Origin of the sequence: Dickeya oryzae (assembly GCF_009372235.1) — a bacterium.
In the GTDB taxonomy this organism is placed as follows: Bacteria; Pseudomonadota; Gammaproteobacteria; order Enterobacterales; family Enterobacteriaceae; genus Dickeya; species Dickeya oryzae.
On record NZ_ML762920.1, the window covers coordinates 636,866 to 654,758 of the forward strand.

The following is a 17,893-nucleotide window of genomic DNA, read 5'->3' on the forward strand; positions in this document are numbered from 1 at the left end:
GCACGGCACTCGTAAAAATAATGTGACTTTTATCACGAAAAAGTTGAAATGCCGTTTCTTATCCATTATTATCAAAACCGTGATGAACGTCACACAAAACACCCACGACAACAATGGAGATACCACATGAACGCATTCATCAGCTTCTTCAAAAAACTCGGCGACATCTACGTTAGCTACTGCGAACGTATCGGTTCCATCATCAGCCCGTTTTAAGATGAACGCCGCAGACTAAAAGCCGCCCACTTCGATCAGGCGGCTTTAGTTTTTATCTCTTCCTGATGTTTCCCTTGCCGTATTCTCGATTTCCTTTCTGGTTTTAGTTTTCCTCAAACCCTTTCTGATTTTAGTCTCCAGCATAGTCATCCGGTTTTCCGTTCTGACCTTACGTCAGCGCATTCGCTCTATCTGTCATCCACGTTCTTCTGCCTTTGCCTGATGCTCAGCGTAAAAAAAGCCGCGACATGCGCGGCTTTCAGTATGACAGAAAGTAGGATTACATCAGTGGCTGCGCCAGTTGTACCAGCGAAATCAGCGGCTGCGGATAAAGACCCAGCAGCAACACCAGCACCGATGAAATCAGCACGACAACACCGCCTGCGGTCAACGCCCAGTTGCTTGGCGTGTCGCGGTTCAGGGTCTGTGGTGCGCTCAGATACAAACTGATCAGTACGCGCAGGTAGTAATACAGACCGATGGCACTGCCTACTACGACAGCGGCACTCAACCACCACAGATGCGCGTTAACGCCTACCGCCAGAACATAGAATTTACCGAAGAAGCCCAGCGTCATCGGAATACCAGCCAGTGACAGCATCATCACCGTCATCACCGCAGACAGAATTGGCTTATGCCAGAACAACCCACGGTAAGAGAACAGTGAATCCGCATCCGGCCCACGGTACGGGCTGGACATCAGGCTGACCACACCAAACGCGCCCAGGCTACTGAACAGGTAACCCGCCAGATACACACCGATGGTTTCCAGTGCCAGCTGATGCGTCTGCACAGCAATCAACGCCACCAGCAGATACCCCAGGTGCGCAATGGAGGAGTACCCCAGCAGACGCTTGATGTTGCTCTGCGCCACCGCCATCAGGTTACCAAACAGGATCGATGCAAAAGCAATGATACCCAGCGTAGTGCGTACCGACTCGCTATCAACCAGCGGTGCGTACAAGAACAAACGCATTACCGCACCAAAGATAGCGATTTTACTGGCGGTCGCCAGGAAGGTTGACACCGGTGCCGGAGCACCCTGATAAACATCGGGAGTCCACAGATGGAACGGTACCAGCGACAGCTTGAAGCCCAGGCCGACCAGCATCATGCCCAGACCAGCCAGCAGCAACGGTGCGTGCAGTTGGTGATCAGCGAGGCTCTTGCCAAGACTGGCGAAGCTCAGGCTGCCGGAATCGGCATACACCAGCGCCATACCAAACAGCAGGAATGAGGATGCAGCGGCAGACAGCAGCATGTACTTGATAGCCGCTTCCAGCGAACGCTTCTGACGGAAAGCATACCCCACCATACCGAACAACGGCAGAGAGATAAGCTCGATGCCGATGAAGAACGCGGCCAGATGGTTTGCGCTCGCCAGCAGAATACCGCCCAGCGCCGCAATCAGCACCATCAGGTAGAACTCGTCTTTATTATCCGGGAAACCTTCCAGCCACGGGTACGCAAAGGTACTGGTCGCCAGGCTCGCTGCCAACACCAGACCGGTATAGAACATCGAGAAACCATCGACCCGGATAAGCGGAGTCACGTCGGTCGGCCCAACCTGGCCGACCAGATACAGCGATAACAGCGCAATGTTCAGGCCGATGACCGTCAGCGTTGCGTTGATAAAATGGTTGCGTCGCCACGCAATGCACAGCATCACAACCACAACTGTCAATCCGACGATTAACAGTGGCGACATCGCGATCAGTTGTTGAGGAGTTATTGTCATGGCGAATTACAGCCCTGTCGTTGAAATTGTTGAACTCTGAACCGATGACGTAAACCAGTGCTGGATATTCGCCATCGCCGCACTGGACGTGTCCAGAATCGGCTGCGGATAAACACCCAACAGCACCAGCAGTACCACCAGCAGCAGAATGAGTGACAGTTCACGTGCGGTCATACCCTGCAGCGGTTCATCCGATTTAGGGGCACCGTAGAATGCACGTTGCATCATCACCAGCGAATACACAGAAGCAAACACCAGACCAAACGTTGAAATCACCGTAATCACCGGCACGACAGGGTAGCTGCCGAACAGGATCATGAATTCGCCAACAAAGTTACCGGTACCCGGCATCCCGAGGGTAGCCACTGCAAAGAACAGCGACAGTGCAGGCAAGTAACGAATACGCCCCCACAATCCGCCCATCTGACGCAGATCGCGCGTGTGCAGACGTTCATACATCTGACCACAGATAATGAACAGACCCGCCGCTGACAGGCCGTGTGCAATCATCTGCACCACCGCACCCTGATAAGCCAGTTGGCTGCCGGAGTAGATGGCAATCATCACAAAGCCCATGTGCGATACCGAGGTATAGGCAATAAGGCGTTTGATATCGGTTTGTTTAAAGGCCATCCAGGCGCCGTAGAAAATACCGATAATCCCCAACCACATCGCGATAGGCGCAAAATCATGGGAAGCATTCGGGAACAGCGGCAGGCTGAATCGCAATAAACCGTAAGCCGCCGTTTTCAGCAGAATACCTGCCAGGTCAACAGAACCTGCGGTCGGTGCCTGGCTGTGCGCATCGGGCAGCCAACCATGCAACGGTACTACCGGCATTTTCACCGCGAAAGCGATGAAGAAACCCAGCATCAGTGCGTATTCCAGCCCGTAAGACATCGGGGTCTTCAGCAGACGGGAATAGTCAAAGGTCCATTCACCAGTGGCATTATGATGAACGAACACCAACGCCAGAATGGCTATCAACATCACCAGACCACTCGCCTGCGTATAAATAAAGAATTTAGTCGCAGCAGCGATACGCGTTTTACCGTCAGACCCTTTGTGCCCCCACAGCGCGATCAGGAAGTACATCGGCACCAACATCATTTCCCAGAAGAAGAAGAACAGGAACATGTCGATGGCCAGGAAGACACCAATCACACCGCCGAGGATCCACAGCAAGTTCAGGTGGAAAAAGCCCTGATAGCGTTGAATCTCACGCCAGGAACAGAGGATCGCCAGCACACCCAGCAGGCCGGTCAGCACGACCATCAGCAATGACAGACCATCAAGCGCCAGGTGAATAGAGATACCGAAACGCGGTATCCAGTTCAGGATGAACTCCGACTGCCACTGCGGGATGCCCGTCGGTGTCGCCAGCGAAAAGCCGCCTTGCAGCCACAACTGCAATGACAGCGCCAGTGTTAACCCCATTGAGATCAGCGCGATCCAGCGCGGCACTCGCGTGCCGAAGCGCTCGAACTGCCAGCACAGCAGGCCGCCGATAAAGGGGATAAGAATCAGCCAAGGTAGTAGCATGGCGTTTTGTGTCCCTAAATTAAAGAAAACGAAAAACTTGCTGCCTGCGGGGCCACACGATGTTATGAGCCCCGCCCCTCTGCATTACCGCATCGCTTAAACCAGCAACAGCAGCGCCAGTACCACCACAGCGCCGATGCCCATTGATGCGGCATACCAGCGCACCTGCCCGTTTTCGCTGACGACCAGCGCACGGTTACCCCAACGGGTAATAATGGCTGGAATATTCATCAACGCATTCAGCGGGTCACGCTGCAGCAATGCCGCAATGGCCAGATACGGTTTGACGAACACCTTGTCGTACAGCCAGTCGAATCCCCAGGCATGGAACCACCATGTTGAGAAGAAGCGACCCGGTGCACTGTTGGCGACACTGGTCACCAACTGGCGTTTGCCCAGCCACAGTGCGGCTGCCAGCAAAATACCGGCGATAGCTACCACACCAGAGGCGATTTCCAGCGTCATGACCTGACCATGTTCAAGTTCGGTCGTAGCTGGCAGTACGCCATGCAGCGGCAGCGCAATCTGAGCGCCAACGAAGGTGGACAGCACCAGCAGCACCAGCAACGGCAAGTGGTGGGAGATTCCCTTACCTGCGTGGGCTTTGGTTTTTGCTTCACCATGGAACACGATAAAAATCATCCGGAAGGTATACAGCGACGTCATGAACGCGCCCACCAGACCGGCAACTACCAGATTGATATGACCGTTGGCCCAGGCACCCGCCAGGATTTCGTCCTTACTGAAGAAACCGGCCGTTACCATCGGCAATGCCGACAGCGCCGCGCCACCCACCAGGAAACAGGCGTATACCAGCGGAATGGTCTTACGCAGGCCACCCATCTTGAAGATGTTTTGTTCATGATGGCAGGCCAGAATGACCGAGCCGGAGGACAGGAACAGCAGTGCTTTGAAGAACGCATGCGTCATCAGATGGAAGATGGCGGCGTCCCACGCCTGAACACCCAGAGCCAGGAACATATAACCAATCTGGCTCATGGTGGAGTAGGCCAACACACGCTTGATGTCGGTCTGTACCAGTGCGGCGAAACCCGCCAGCAGCAAGGTAATAGCACCCACATTGGCCACCAGATGCAATATATCCGGTGCCAGCAGGAACAGGCCGTGGGTACGGGCGATCAGATATACACCTGCGGTCACCATGGTTGCCGCGTGAATCAACGCGGAAACCGGTGTCGGACCAGCCATCGCATCCGCCAGCCAGGTTTGCAACGGCAACTGAGCCGATTTACCTACCGCACCACCCAACAGCATCAGCGTTGCCCAGGTGATAGCCGGTGAGCCTTCAGCAAAATGCTGCGGTGCCAACACCATCAGGTCACGGAAGTTCAACGTACCCAATTCGCGATACAGGATGAATAACGCAATCGCCAGGAACACGTCGCCCACACGGGTAACGATGAAGGCTTTCATCGCCGCCGCACCGTTATTCGGGTTAGTGTAGTAGAAGCCAATCAGCAGGTAACTGCACAGCCCCACCCCTTCCCAGCCGAGGTACATCAGCAACAGGTTGTCTGACAGCACCAGCACAACCATGCTGGCGATGAACAGGTTGGTGTAGGCAAAGAAGCGGGAATACCCCTCTTCACCGCGCATGTACCAGGAGGCAAACAGATGGATGAAGAAGCCCACGCCAGTCACCACCGACAGCATGGTCAACGACAAACCGTCCAACGCCAGCGTAACGCCGATGTCGAACTTGCCTACCGTCATCCAGCTCCACAGGTGCTGACTGAAGAAGGTCACCCCGCCAGGCTGTTGCTGGCTGAGAAAATCCATCACCACTCCGCCGGTAACCAGCGCAGCCAGGCCAATCGACCCCACCCCGATAGTCGCGGAAACATTTTCCGACCAGCGTCCACGAGAGAAAGCCAGTAACAGGAATCCGATCAGCGGAAACAGAATAGTTAAGTAGAGTAAGTTCATCCGCGCATCTCACTGACAGTATCAATATTCAGGGTCTGACGGCGACGATACAGCTGAAGCAGCAACGCCAGACCAATACTGGCCTCCGCTGCGGCCAGCGTAATAGCCAGGATATACATCACCTGACCATCCGATTGCCCCCAGTAGCTTCCTGCAACCACAAAAGCCAGCGCCGCAGCATTAATCATGATTTCCAGACAAATCAGCATAAACAGCAGATTGCGACGAATCACCAGCCCGGTCAGCCCCAGCACAAAGAGGATGGCCGCCAACAGCAAACCATGTTGTAGCGGAATCATGCGCGTTCCTCCGTTATTTTCTTATCGGTATCCTGATCTTTGGCAATCAGCTCTCCGCGCTTATCTTCACGGCCAATGTGGAAAGCCACCACCAGACCGGCCAGCAACAGCATCGATGCCAGTTCGACCGCCAGCACGTACGGGCCGAACAAACTGATACCCACCGCTTTTGCATCAACCATATTACCGGCGATATTCTGGTCGGTGATGCTGACGATCCCTTTGACGATCACCGCCAGCAGAATCAGAGAAAGCGCCCCCGGTCCTATCCACACAGCAGGCTTCAGCCACAGTTTTTCCTGTTCATCCACCGAATTACCGAGATTCAGCATCATGACCACGAAGACGAACAACACCATGATGGCGCCAGCGTAGACGATTATCTCCAGCGCCCCGGCGAAATACGCCCCCAGCGAGAAGAACACACCGGCAACCGCCAGTAACGAAACAATCAAATACAGTAATGCATGTACTGGATTGGTATGGGTAATGACACGTAGTGTTGCCAGTACCGCAATAATCGCAGTCGCATAAAAAGCGAATTCCATGCTTGGCTCCTTAGGGCAGCAGGCCTTTGACGTCAATGGGTTTGGCTTCGTTTTCGGCTTCGCCCTTCTCTTTCCCATCAACAGCCATACCGGCCATCCGGTAGAAGTTGTATTCCGGATATTTACCCGGCCCCGAGATCAGCAGATCTTCTTTTTCGTACACCAGATCCTGGCGCTTGAACTCACCCATTTCAAAATCAGGGGTCAGCTGAATTGCCGTCGTCGGGCAGGCCTCTTCACACATGCCGCAGAAAATGCAACGAGAGAAGTTGATGCGGAAAAACTCCGGATACCAACGGCCATCCTTCATTTCCGCCTTCTGCAGGGAGATACAGCCTACCGGACAGGCTACGGCGCACAGGTTACAGGCGACGCAACGCTCCTGTCCGTCTGGATCACGGGTCAGTACAATGCGACCACGGAAGCGCGGCGGTGGATTCACCGGCTCTTCCGGATACATTTTGGTTTCACGCTTTTTAAACGCGTTGGAACCCACCATACAGATACTGCGTACCTGGGTGCCGAAACCAATCAAAAGTTCTTTCAGTGTCATGGTTTATTCACCCCTATCAAGCGTTGTACAGAATGACCGCAGCGGTCACCAGCAGGTTCAGCAGCGTCAGCGGCAAACATACACGCCAGCCGAATGCCATCACCTGGTCATAACGCGGACGTGGCAACGATGCACGAATCAGGATGAACATCATCATGAAAAACGCCGTTTTCAACGCAAACCAGACGAACGGCGGCAGGAAAGGACCATGCCAGCCGCCGAAGAACAACGTGACGATAAGCGCAGAGACCGTCACGATACCGATGTATTCACCGACGAAGAACAGACCGAATTTCATCCCGGAGTACTCGATATGGTAGCCGTCTGCCAGTTCCTGTTCCGCTTCCGGTTGGTCAAACGGATGACGGTGACACACCGCCACACCCGCAATCGCAAAGGTGATAAAGCCAAAGAACTGCGGGATGACGTTCCACACCGTGGACTGCGCGTTAACGATATCCGCCATGTTGAACGAACCCGCCTGCGCGACCACCCCCATCAGCGACAATCCGAGGAACACCTCATAGCTCAGTGTTTGCGCCGACGCACGCACCGCACCCAACAGCGAGTATTTGTTATTACTCGACCATCCGGCAAACAGTACGGCGTAAACCGCCAGCCCTGCCATCATCAGGAAAAACAATACCCCGATGTTCAGGTTGGCGACCTGCCAGGTTGGGCTAACCGGTACGATAGCGAACGACAGCAGCAGCGACGTAAACGCAATTACCGGTGCCAGCGTGAAAATCACCTTGTCGGCAAACGGCGGCGTCCAGTCCTCTTTGAAGAACATTTTGAGCATGTCCGATACCAGTTGCAGCGAACCGCCCCAGCCTACGCGGTTAGGTCCGTAACGCCCCTGGAACAGCGCCAGCAAACGGCGCTCCCCCATACTCATCAGCGCACCGCAGCTGACTACGACCAGCAGAATCACAACTGCTTTGCCGACGGTAGCCAGAATATCCAGTACATCCGGAGTCAACCAACTCATTGTGCAGCCTCCCGCAGCATTTCAACGGTCGCACCCGCCAGCACCGGAGCAACGCCCGGGAAGCCCAGCGGTAAACCAATCTGACCCTGACGCAGTTCAGCACTTAACCGCACCGGCAGGCGCAGCGTCTGACCACCACAGGTGATGTCCAGCAACGCTCCGGCATTAACCCCTAACAACGCGGCATCCGCCTGACTCACGACCGCACAAGCCTGTGGCATACGCTGCTGAATCACACCAGAACGCTGTGACAACTCGTCGCTACCAAACAGATTGTAGTAAGGCGCAACCTGCCACTGCCCTTGTTGAGGAGCAAACGGCGCGGGGATCTGACTGAAGTATGGCAGCGAACCCTCACCCGCTTCGATAAGACGCACGCCCGGATCGCCGTGGCGCAAATGTCCGCCCACTTCATCCTGGAATTTGTTCCACGCTTGCGGTGAGTTCCAACCCGGTGTCCAGGCAAACGGCACCTGCTGACGCTCGGCCAACGGACTGTTGTTCCCTTCCATTGAGAAGGCGAACATAGTGTCGCGGTCCTGTGGCTGACGCGGCTCATGCACGCTGATGTTGGCGCGCATAGCGGTACGACCACTGTAACGATGTGGTTCACGTGCCAGTTTCTGACCCTGGACGCGGAACGAGGCATCCGGTGCAGCGTCCTTGATTGCCGCCAGTTGCGGCAGCGCGCTGACACAGGCGTCGATAACATGGTCCAGTTGTGTCCAGTCCACCTGACGGCTGTTATAGGTGATATACAGGGAATGCAACCAACGCCAGCTTTCCAGCATAACCACCTTGTTGTCATAGTAGGTCGGCTCGTAAACCTGGAAGAAGCGCTGCGCACGACCTTCCTGACTGATGAGCGTACCGTCGCTTTCTGCAAAGCTGGCGGAAGACAGCACCAGACTGGCTTTATCCATGATCGCCGTACGCTGGTGATCCAACACAATCAGATTGGTTGCTTTTGCCAGCGCCGCATCGACACGTGCCGCAGGCGCATGGCGATACAGATCATTTTCCAACACCACCACACTGTCGGCTTCGCCGGTTTCCAACTGAGACAGTGCATCATCCAGCGAACCACCACCGATCATCGCCACACCCATGCTGTTGGCAGCGGCGGCGACAAACGTAATGCCGACGTCAGAACCGCGGGCTTTGAGCGCCTTGGCAACGTTAGCAGCCGCTGCAATCACGTCGTCGCTACCGGCATTGGTGCCAGAGATAATCAACGGTTTGCGAGCGCCAGCCAGTGCCTGAACGATGACGTCCACTTTCTGGGTAAGATCAGCAGGTAAATCGCTAACGGCCGGGGCCGCATTGTCGAGTGCATGAGCAATCGCGAAGCCCAGGCGAGCCTGTTCTGCTACCGGTGCACGGTAATTCCACGCCGCGATATCATCCAGACGGGTACTATCGACGTTAGTCACAAACAGCGGGTGTTTGGCGTGCTGACCGATATTCAAGATGGCGGCTATCTGCCAGTCAGCGACTTTCTGGGCTGCCGCCAGCTCACGGGCTTTGCCTTTCACTGCCTGACGGACCGCCAGTGCAATACGCGCCCCGGTCTGGGTTAAATCTTCACCCAACACCAGCACAGCGTCATAGCTTTCGATTTCACGCAGAGAAGGCGTACGGACACCACTCTCTTTCAGCACGTTGAGCATCAATTGCAGACGGTTTTGCTCAGCCTGCGATACACCGGTGTAGAAGTTGTCGGCACCGACCAGCTCACGCAACGCGAAGTTGCTTTCTACGCTGGCGCGCGGCGACCCGATACCGATGACACGTTTAGCCTGACGCAACACATCGGCGGCACCTTGCAATGCCTGCTCGGCATTCAGGGCAATCCAGTCATCGCCACGACGTTGCAATGGCTGACGAGGACGGTCTTTCAGGTTGACGTAGCCATAACCGAAACGACCGCGGTCGCACAGGAAATAATGGTTCACGCTGCCGTTATAGCGGTTTTCGATGCGGCGCAATTCGCCATAGCGCTCGCCAGGACTGGTGTTACATCCCACGCTGCACTGCTGACAAATGCTCGGCGCGAACTGCATATCCCATTTACGGTTGTAACGTTCAGAATGGGTTTTGTCGGTGAATACCCCAGTCGGGCATACTTCCACCAGGTTGCCGGAAAATTCGCTTTCCAACACGCCATCTTCCGGACGACCGAAATAGACGTTGTCATGCGCACCGTAAACACCCAAATCTTTACCGTCGGCGTAATCCTTGTAATACCGCACGCAACGGTAACAAGCGATACAACGGTTCATCTCATGGGAGATGAACGGGCCAAGATCCTGGTTGTGATGCGTACGCTTGGTGAAACGGTAACGACGGAAGTTATGGCCCGTCATTACGGTCATATCCTGCAGATGACAGTTCCCCCCCTCTTCACAGACCGGACAGTCGTGCGGGTGGTTGGTCATCAGAAATTCCACAATGGTTTTGCGGAACTGCTTTGCTTCGTCATCGTCAATAGCGATATAAGCGCCATCCGACGCTGGCGTCATACAGGACATTACCAGACGACCACGGGTATCTTCCGCGTTCTGATACTGCTTGACCGCACACAGGCGGCAAGCACCGACGCTCCCCAGCGCCGGATGCCAGCAAAAGTAAGGAATATCAAGTCCCAGAGACAGACAAGCCTGCAGCAGGTTATCCGCTCCGTCCACTTCATATTCTTTGCCGTCTACATGAATCGTTGCCATAGTCAGCATGCTTCCATAACAGCCCACCTCAGGCGGGCACTAATCAAAAATTCTGTCTGCGGGATGAATCGACGTTGACTCCCGGCATGATGCTCAACACACCGGGCAACGTGATTACCAGCGCTGTTTCAGCAGGTTGGGCTGAATACCGCCAATCGGTTTGGCGTTACTGACAACCTGTCTGGCGATGCCTGCCTCGAATTCGTCCCGGAAATATTTAATGGCGCTCTGCAACGGTTCGACCGCACCCGGCGCATGCGCGCAGAAGGTGTTACCCGGCCCCAGGAAGCGGCACAATTGTTCCAGCGTTTCAATATCGCCGGGTTGCCCTTCACCACGCTCCAGCGCACGCAAAATCTTCACGCTCCACGGCAAGCCGTCACGGCAAGGCGTACACCAGCCGCAGGACTCACGGGCGAAAAACTCTTCCAGATTGCGGGTCAGCGATACCATGTTGATCTCATTATCAACTGCCATCGCCAGCGCCGTACCCAGACGGCTACCCGCCTTACCGATGTTTTCGAAGTCCATCGGTAAGTCGAGATGGGCATCGGTCAGAAAGTCGGTACCGGCTCCGCCAGGCTGCCACGCTTTTAAGGTCAGACCATCGCGCATCCCACCGGCATAGTCTTCCAGGATTTCACGGGCAGTCGTGCCAAACGGCAGTTCCCACAGACCTGGATTTTTCACACGGCCGGAGAAGCCCATCAGTTTGGTGCCGGCATCTTTACTCTTGCCAGCTGACAGCCCCTGATACCACTCAACACCATGCTCAATAATGGCAGGTACGTTGCACAGCGTTTCTACGTTGTTAACGCAGGTGGGTTTACCCCACGCACCAGCAGAAGCCGGGAACGGTGGTTTAGAGCGAGGATTGGCGCGACGACCTTCCAGCGAGTTGATAAGCGCTGTTTCTTCGCCGCAAATGTAACGACCCGCACCGGTGTGGACAAACAGCTCAAAATCAAAGCCGGTGCCCATGATGTTTTTGCCAAGCAGCCCTGCTTGTGTCGCCTCAGCGATAGCACGACGTAAATTGGCCGCCGCCTCAACGTATTCGCCGCGCAGGAAGATATAACCGCGATAGGCTTTCAGCGCATAAGCACCGATTAACATGCCTTCCACCAGCAGATGCGGCATTTGCTCCATCAGCAGGCGGTCTTTGTAGGTACCCGGTTCCATCTCATCCGCGTTGCACAGCAGGTAGCGGATATTCATGCTTTCGTCTTTCGGCATCAGGCTCCACTTAAGACCTGTGGAGAAACCTGCACCACCGCGACCACGCAACCCGGCATCTTTAACCAGGGTGACAACCTCATCCTGCGCCATACCGGTCAGTGCTTTTTTAGCACCGGCATAACCATTTTTGCTGCGGTATTCGTCCAACCATACCGGCTGCTTGTCGGCACGCAAGCGCCAGGTCAAAGGATGCTGTTCAGCCGTCAGAACAATGTTTTTACTCATTGATACTGCTCCAGTAACGAATCGAGATCATCAGGCTTCAACTGACTGTGGGTATCTTCGTCGATCATCATCGTCGGCCCCTTGTCGCAGTTCCCCAGACAGCAGGTCGGCAATAATGTGAAACGACCATCAAATGTCGTCTGGCCCGGCTTGATATTCAGCTTTCTCTCCAGCGCAGCCTGAATGCCTTGATAGCCCGTGATGTGGCACACGACGCTGTCGCAGTAGCGGATAACATGGCGGCCTACCGGCTGACGGTAAATCTGGCTATAAAACGTCGCTACGCCTTCCACATCGCTGGCCGGGATACCCAGCACATCAGCAATGGCGTTAATCGCGCCATCCGGTACCCATCCACGCTGTTTCTGTACAATTTTCAGCGCTTCGATAGACGCCGCGCGCGCATCTTCGTAGTGGTGTTTTTCATGCTCGATAGCATCACGCTCTGTGTCACTTAACACAAAAACATCGCTGGCGGCCTGCGCCGGAGCATCGATAGAATCCTGAGTGTTGTTATGGTCGTGCATAATTAGCGGTCCACATCTGACATGACAAAATCAATACTACCGAGGTATACGATCAAGTCGGATACCAGACAGCCACGAATCACCGCCGGGATCTGTTGCAGGTGCGCAAAGCTCGGCGTGCGAATACGGGTTCGGTAACTCATGGTGCTGCCGTCGCTGGTCAGGTAATAACTGTTGATTCCCTTGGTCGCTTCGATCATCTGGAATGATTCGTTAGCCGGCATCACCGGGCCCCAGGAAACCTGCAGGAAGTGGTTAATCAGCGTCTCAATATGTTGCAGCGTGCGCTCTTTCGGTGGCGGCGTAGTCAGCGGATGATCAGCCTTGAACGGACCTTCCGGCATGTTCTTCAGGCACTGTTCCAGAATACGCAGACTCTGACGCAGCTCTTCTACTTTCAGCATGACGCGGCTGTAGCAATCACTAATGCCATCGCCCACCGGTATCTCAAAATCGAAGTTTTCATAGCCAGAGTAAGGACGGGCTTTACGCACATCGAATGCGATGCCGGTAGCACGCAGGCCTGCACCAGTCACACCCCATTCCAACGCTTCTTTAGCGTTGTAAGCGGCAACACCTTGTGAACGCCCTTTCAGAATACTGTTTTGCAGCGCAGCTTTGATGTAGGTGTCCAGACGAGCCGGCATCCAATCAAGGAACTCACGCAGCAGACGCTCCCAGCCACGCGGCAGGTCATGTGCAACACCACCGATACGGAACCAGGCCGGGTGCATACGGTAGCCGGTAATCGCTTCGACCAAGTCGTAGATTTTCTGACGATCGGTAAACGCGAAGAACACCGGTGTCATGGCACCAACGTCTTGAATAAAGGTACTGATGTACAGCAGGTGGCTGTTGATACGGAACAGTTCGGACAGCATGACGCGAATCACCTTCACGCGTTCCGGCACCTCGATACCCGCCAGTTTTTCTACCGCCAGCACATAAGGCATTTCATTTACACAACCGCCGAGGTATTCGATACGGTCGGTGTAAGGGATATAGCTGTGCCAGGACTGGCGTTCACCCATTTTTTCCGCACCACGGTGGTGATAGCCGATATCAGGAATACAATCGACAATCTCTTCACCGTCGAGCTGCAGGATGATACGGAAGGCACCATGCGCAGACGGGTGGTTCGGCCCCAGGTTCAGGAACATGAAGTCTTCATTATTCGTACCGCGCTTCATCCCCCACTCTTCTGGTTTGAAGGTCAGGGACTCCATCTCCATATCCTCGCGCTGTTTGGTCAGCACGAAAGGATCGAACTCGGTAGCACGCGCCGGGAAATCTTTACGCAGCGGGTGACCCTGCCAGGTCTGCGGCATCATGATGCGCGTCAGGTGAGGGTGACCTTTGAAGGTGATGCCAAACATGTCCCACACTTCACGCTCATACCAGTTGGCGTTAGGGAACAGTTTGGTCAGGGTAGGCATGTTGAGATCGTTTTCAGACAGCGCCACTTTCAGCATGATATCGCGGTTACGCTCAATCGAAATAAAGTGGTAGAAAACGGTAAAATCAGCATCCGGCAACCCTTGGCGGTGGGTACGCAGACGTTCGTCCACACCATGCAGGTCAAGCAGCATCACATAGGGTTTAGGCTGTTTTTTCAGGAAAACCACTACATCCAGCAATTGCTCACGTTTCACCCAAACTACCGGCAGACCGGTACGGGTTGCCTGGATGGTGAATGCTTCCGGCCCAAAACGGTTACACAGCTCGCCAACGACCGGATCATCCATGTGATCACGGGTTTGCCATGCAGGCAGAGCGACATCGTGCGTCGTTAAATCTGTCATAAATTATGTCACCACAGTAAATGTGCTATTTCTGTGACTGATGATGGCTACACACGTTTATCGTGATATGAATTTACCGTGATCTTACGTAGCCACTACAGCCTTCACTCACAGGGGTCAAATCTCATCAGGAGAACGCAGGTTGGTTACCGCAATGCGCTCGCCTCGTTTACGTTCGCGCTCGGATTGCATGTTCGCGCGGTAAACCCCCTGATCGCCTACCACCCATGACAGAGGACGGCGTTCCTTACCAATAGACTCTTTCAGCAGCAACAGTGCCTGCATGTAGGCTTCCGGGCGTGGCGGGCATCCAGGGATGTACACATCGACCGGCAGGAACTTATCCACTCCCTGCACTACGGAATAAATATCGTACATACCGCCGGAATTCGCACAGGCTCCCATGGAGATAACCCATTTAGGTGCCAACATCTGGTCGTATAAACGCTGAATGACCGGCGCCATTTTTAAGAACGGCGTACCGGCCACGACCATGAAATCCGCCTGACGCGGTGAAGCACGAATAACTTCGGAACCAAAGCGCGCCACATCGTGCACTGAGGTAAAGGATGTCGCCATTTCTACATAGCAACAGGAAAGACCGAAGTTATAAGGCCACAAGGAATTGCTGCGCCCCCAGTTGACCATGCTGTGCAGCGACTGTTCCAGGTTGCCCATGAAAACGCTGCGATTGACATGCTGCTCAAGCGGATCGCTGACAATCTCTTGCTTCTGGAGGGGGTAACGGTCGTTCTCACCGTCCGGGTCAATGCGGGTGAGCGTATAATCCATCTTCTAAATGCCTCGCTATTACTGCTGATGAGTGTTAGTGGTCTGGGTCACGACATTGGATTTCACGACTTGTCTTTTGGAACGCACAGGCGTCCAGTCCAACGCGCCGATGCGCACCAGATAGACCAAACCAGCCAACAGCACCAAAATGAAAATTGTAGCCTCGACGAAGCCTATCCACCCGCTTTCCCGGACAGAAACTGACCAGGCATACAGATAGAGCGCTTCAACGTCGAAAATAACGAAAAACATGGCGACCAGGTAAAACTTGGCAGACAGGCGCAACCGCGCTGAGCCAACAGAAGCGATACCTGATTCATAAGGGATGTTTTTGTGTCGTGCCCGGGCTCTGCCTCCTAGCAGGAAGCCGCCGAGTAACATAAAGCCGCAGAGACCTACAGCAATGATAACGAATAGCGCAAAGGCCCAGTGATGGGCGAGGACTTCAGTAGTTGTTGACATACTCTTGCTTACTCATCAAAAGTGATCAGACACCTGCTCTTTACCCGGCAGTTTGTCGCCACATCGATTAAAAGGAAGGATTTTTCGCCACAAAAACGCCACAACGTATAAGGTTAAGCAGCGCTTTAATGCGGTCTGATTCCCTGTTATGTAACCTTATTTTCAACGCCACTAAAAATAACAGCACATTACTTTACATGCACGTGGTTTCGTTAACATTTTGTGTGTAACACGGTAACTAAATCGAGTCAGTCAATCACCTCACGTTAACGATTCCTCCTGCAAAAACCCCTTAAGAGGCTGGGTGACTATACCATTTTCGACAAGAATTCCTGTTCCCCCATAGAGTTAATAGGGGTATTTTTTGATCCAGAACACACTTTTTTCATTTATGTTAGTAAAAAAATTGCGCCAGTTGCTCACCCATTCGCCTTTCCATTCGATCAACATAGCTTTAAAAAAAAAGAAAAGCAGTTTTAATAAAATGGGAACGCAACGACGTGCAGAATAATGATAAGCGATTGGAAAATGTAGTGATAACCCTTCATCAGGGGAAAGCGGAGAGTAAGTCGGCGGGGCAAAAGAGACGTTCAAAAAAAGCAACATAGCGAGGCTTATCGCCCCGCCATGTTGGTATATTGATAATATCGCGTAACGGATCAGTCGTTGGGCGGCTCACGCATATCGTTTTCTCCCCCAGCACTCACCGGCAGCAGATGAGACCGCGTACCCGACTCGATAGCGCTGAAAATAGCATTCGTCAGCTCGTTGTCATGATCCGGATTTTTGCACAGGTAGTAGCGAGTATCAGGCAGCTTGGGCAGCCCTTCCTCTTCGCCCAACACGCGCAACTCCGGGCTCATCATTTCGACTGAACGAACCGTAATCCCCAGGCCCGCTTTCACCGCCGCACGCACGGCAGACAACGTAGAAGCGACATAAGAGATTTTCCACGGAATACCCGCCGCAGTCAGTTGCTCAAGCGCCAGCGTACGGAACGGACTCGGCTCATCCAATACCACCAGGGAAACGGTCTCTCCCGGCTGATACTGGTAGTCGGCAGCGCAATACCACAATGTCGGTGATGTACGCAGCAACACATGGGGTAAATCCTCGGCATTAGACGTAGTAATGACCAGATCAATTTTCCCCTGTTGCAGCATATCTGCCATTTCTGCGCTGCGTTTGATACTGACCGCAATCGACAATTTCGGGAATACGGTAGTCACACGCTGCAGGATGAAAGGGAGAATAGTATCTGCCGTATCATCCGAAGCACCGATAGTCAGTGTCCCCTGGATATCGCTATACATCAGTGAGGCACACGCCTCATCATTAAACTGCAGAATTTTTCTGGCATACCCGAGAAACTGGATGCCATGCTCAGTCAGCAGCTTGTTTCGCCCGTGGCGGGCAAACAGCTCTTTACCAATTAACTGCTCCAGACGCTGCATCTGCTGGCTTACCGCCGACTGTGTTCGACACACAGCGACAGCGGCTGCCGCAAACGTATTCAAATCTGCAACAGCGACGAACGTTCTCAACAGATCGAGATCAAGGTTGAGGACAGGGCGACTTGTATTTGTCATACGGCTCTTCACTTATCTATTTTAATTTTTAACAAACATACCTGGTGTTGATGTTGATGCCCCGACAAAGGCCGGATGCACAATAAAAGACGAACAGTATCGCAGACGAACGGTTACGGCAAAAGGCTATCTCTACTATATTCCTTTCCCCGAATCACCTCTCTCCCCTACCCTCCCTATTTAAGCATCTTATTACGGAATCAGACCATCAAGAAGGACCCTTTTATTATTTTAGATAGTAAAATAAAAATGAAAAAAACACCAGCTATCTCACTGCGCTGAAATTGACTGTCAGCAGATATAAGATTCTGATTGCGCTTACTTTACGAGCCGCTACCATCAAAATATACGACATCTCTTATTTTTCACTTTTGACGCATGCTTTGTGCATCATTGATTGTTTGTTTGCTTGAAAAAGACATTACGTACAAAACATCGGCAGACCGTCAAATCACACTATTACGGTTGAAATCTTGATTTAATCCTGTCGAAAACCCATCAGCCGGCCTGATTAATCTGCATCTATCGATGATCCTGCCGCTAATCTGCTATCCGTAATCGCCCTGCAATCTGTAGGCACAATCATAAATAATACAGTGAGTTACTATCGCCCTACGGCATATCTTTTATGTAAAGATTATTTCTTTTTTGTAAATGAATTAAAAAATACACAAAAATGTCACATGTAACATAAACTTCC

At 53.3% G+C, this 17,893-nt stretch carries 14 protein-coding genes; all 14 read right to left on the reverse strand.

All coding sequences use genetic code 11. From position 1 onward, the window contains the following. Positions 1 to 496: 496 nt before the first annotated feature. Complete coding sequence (nuoN, locus tag FAZ14_RS02800; protein WP_153507996.1) at positions 497 to 1,954, reverse strand: NADH-quinone oxidoreductase subunit NuoN; 1,458 nt, start codon at positions 1,952 to 1,954, stop codon at positions 497 to 499. 6 nt (positions 1,955 to 1,960) lie between these two features. Beyond that, complete coding sequence (nuoM, locus tag FAZ14_RS02805) at positions 1,961 to 3,496, reverse strand: NADH-quinone oxidoreductase subunit M (RefSeq protein ID WP_038925775.1); 1,536 nt, start codon at positions 3,494 to 3,496, stop codon at positions 1,961 to 1,963. Between the two features lie 96 nt (positions 3,497 to 3,592). Next, entirely contained in the window at positions 3,593 to 5,443 is a 1,851-nt protein-coding gene (gene nuoL / locus FAZ14_RS02810; RefSeq protein WP_153507997.1) for an NADH-quinone oxidoreductase subunit L, read from the reverse strand. Then, entirely contained in the window at positions 5,440 to 5,742 is a 303-nt protein-coding gene (gene nuoK / locus FAZ14_RS02815) for an NADH-quinone oxidoreductase subunit NuoK (RefSeq protein ID WP_012885391.1), read from the reverse strand. Before nuoK ends, nuoL begins: the two co-directional genes overlap by 4 nt. After that, on the reverse strand, positions 5,739 to 6,290 hold the full coding sequence (gene nuoJ, locus FAZ14_RS02820; RefSeq protein ID WP_016941076.1) for an NADH-quinone oxidoreductase subunit J: 552 nt from the start codon (positions 6,288 to 6,290) through the stop codon (positions 5,739 to 5,741). The genes nuoK and nuoJ overlap by 4 nt, the downstream gene beginning before the upstream one ends. A gap of 10 nt (positions 6,291 to 6,300) precedes the next feature. After that, complete coding sequence (gene nuoI / locus FAZ14_RS02825; RefSeq protein WP_012769140.1) at positions 6,301 to 6,843, reverse strand: NADH-quinone oxidoreductase subunit NuoI; 543 nt, start codon at positions 6,841 to 6,843, stop codon at positions 6,301 to 6,303. Between the two features lie 16 nt (positions 6,844 to 6,859). Then, positions 6,860 to 7,834, reverse strand: a complete 975-nt coding sequence (nuoH, locus tag FAZ14_RS02830) for an NADH-quinone oxidoreductase subunit NuoH (RefSeq protein ID WP_016941077.1) — start codon at positions 7,832 to 7,834, stop codon at positions 6,860 to 6,862. After that, entirely contained in the window at positions 7,831 to 10,557 is a 2,727-nt protein-coding gene (nuoG, locus tag FAZ14_RS02835; protein ID WP_038925835.1) for an NADH-quinone oxidoreductase subunit NuoG, read from the reverse strand. Before nuoG ends, nuoH begins: the two co-directional genes overlap by 4 nt. A 114-nt stretch (positions 10,558 to 10,671) precedes the next feature. Then, entirely contained in the window at positions 10,672 to 12,021 is a 1,350-nt protein-coding gene (nuoF, locus tag FAZ14_RS02840) for an NADH-quinone oxidoreductase subunit NuoF (protein ID WP_016941079.1), read from the reverse strand. Continuing rightward, positions 12,018 to 12,548, reverse strand: a complete 531-nt coding sequence (gene nuoE, locus FAZ14_RS02845) for an NADH-quinone oxidoreductase subunit NuoE (RefSeq protein ID WP_016941080.1) — start codon at positions 12,546 to 12,548, stop codon at positions 12,018 to 12,020. Before nuoE ends, nuoF begins: the two co-directional genes overlap by 4 nt. 2 nt (positions 12,549 to 12,550) lie before the next feature. Further along, positions 12,551 to 14,350: an NADH-quinone oxidoreductase subunit C/D gene (gene nuoC, locus FAZ14_RS02850; RefSeq protein WP_016941081.1), complete on the reverse strand. Its 1,800-nt coding sequence runs from the start codon at positions 14,348 to 14,350 to the stop codon at positions 12,551 to 12,553. 117 nt (positions 14,351 to 14,467) lie between these two features. Further along, the gene (locus FAZ14_RS02855) at positions 14,468 to 15,142 is read right to left on the reverse strand and encodes a NuoB/complex I 20 kDa subunit family protein (protein ID WP_012885398.1); all 675 of its coding nucleotides are present in this window, start codon (positions 15,140 to 15,142) and stop codon (positions 14,468 to 14,470) included. 18 nt (positions 15,143 to 15,160) lie between these two features. Beyond that, entirely contained in the window at positions 15,161 to 15,604 is a 444-nt protein-coding gene (locus FAZ14_RS02860; RefSeq protein ID WP_012885399.1) for an NADH-quinone oxidoreductase subunit A, read from the reverse strand. A gap of 659 nt (positions 15,605 to 16,263) precedes the next feature. Further along, complete coding sequence (gene lrhA / locus FAZ14_RS02865; protein WP_038925778.1) at positions 16,264 to 17,193, reverse strand: transcriptional regulator LrhA; 930 nt, start codon at positions 17,191 to 17,193, stop codon at positions 16,264 to 16,266. Positions 17,194 to 17,893: the final 700 nt, after the last annotated feature.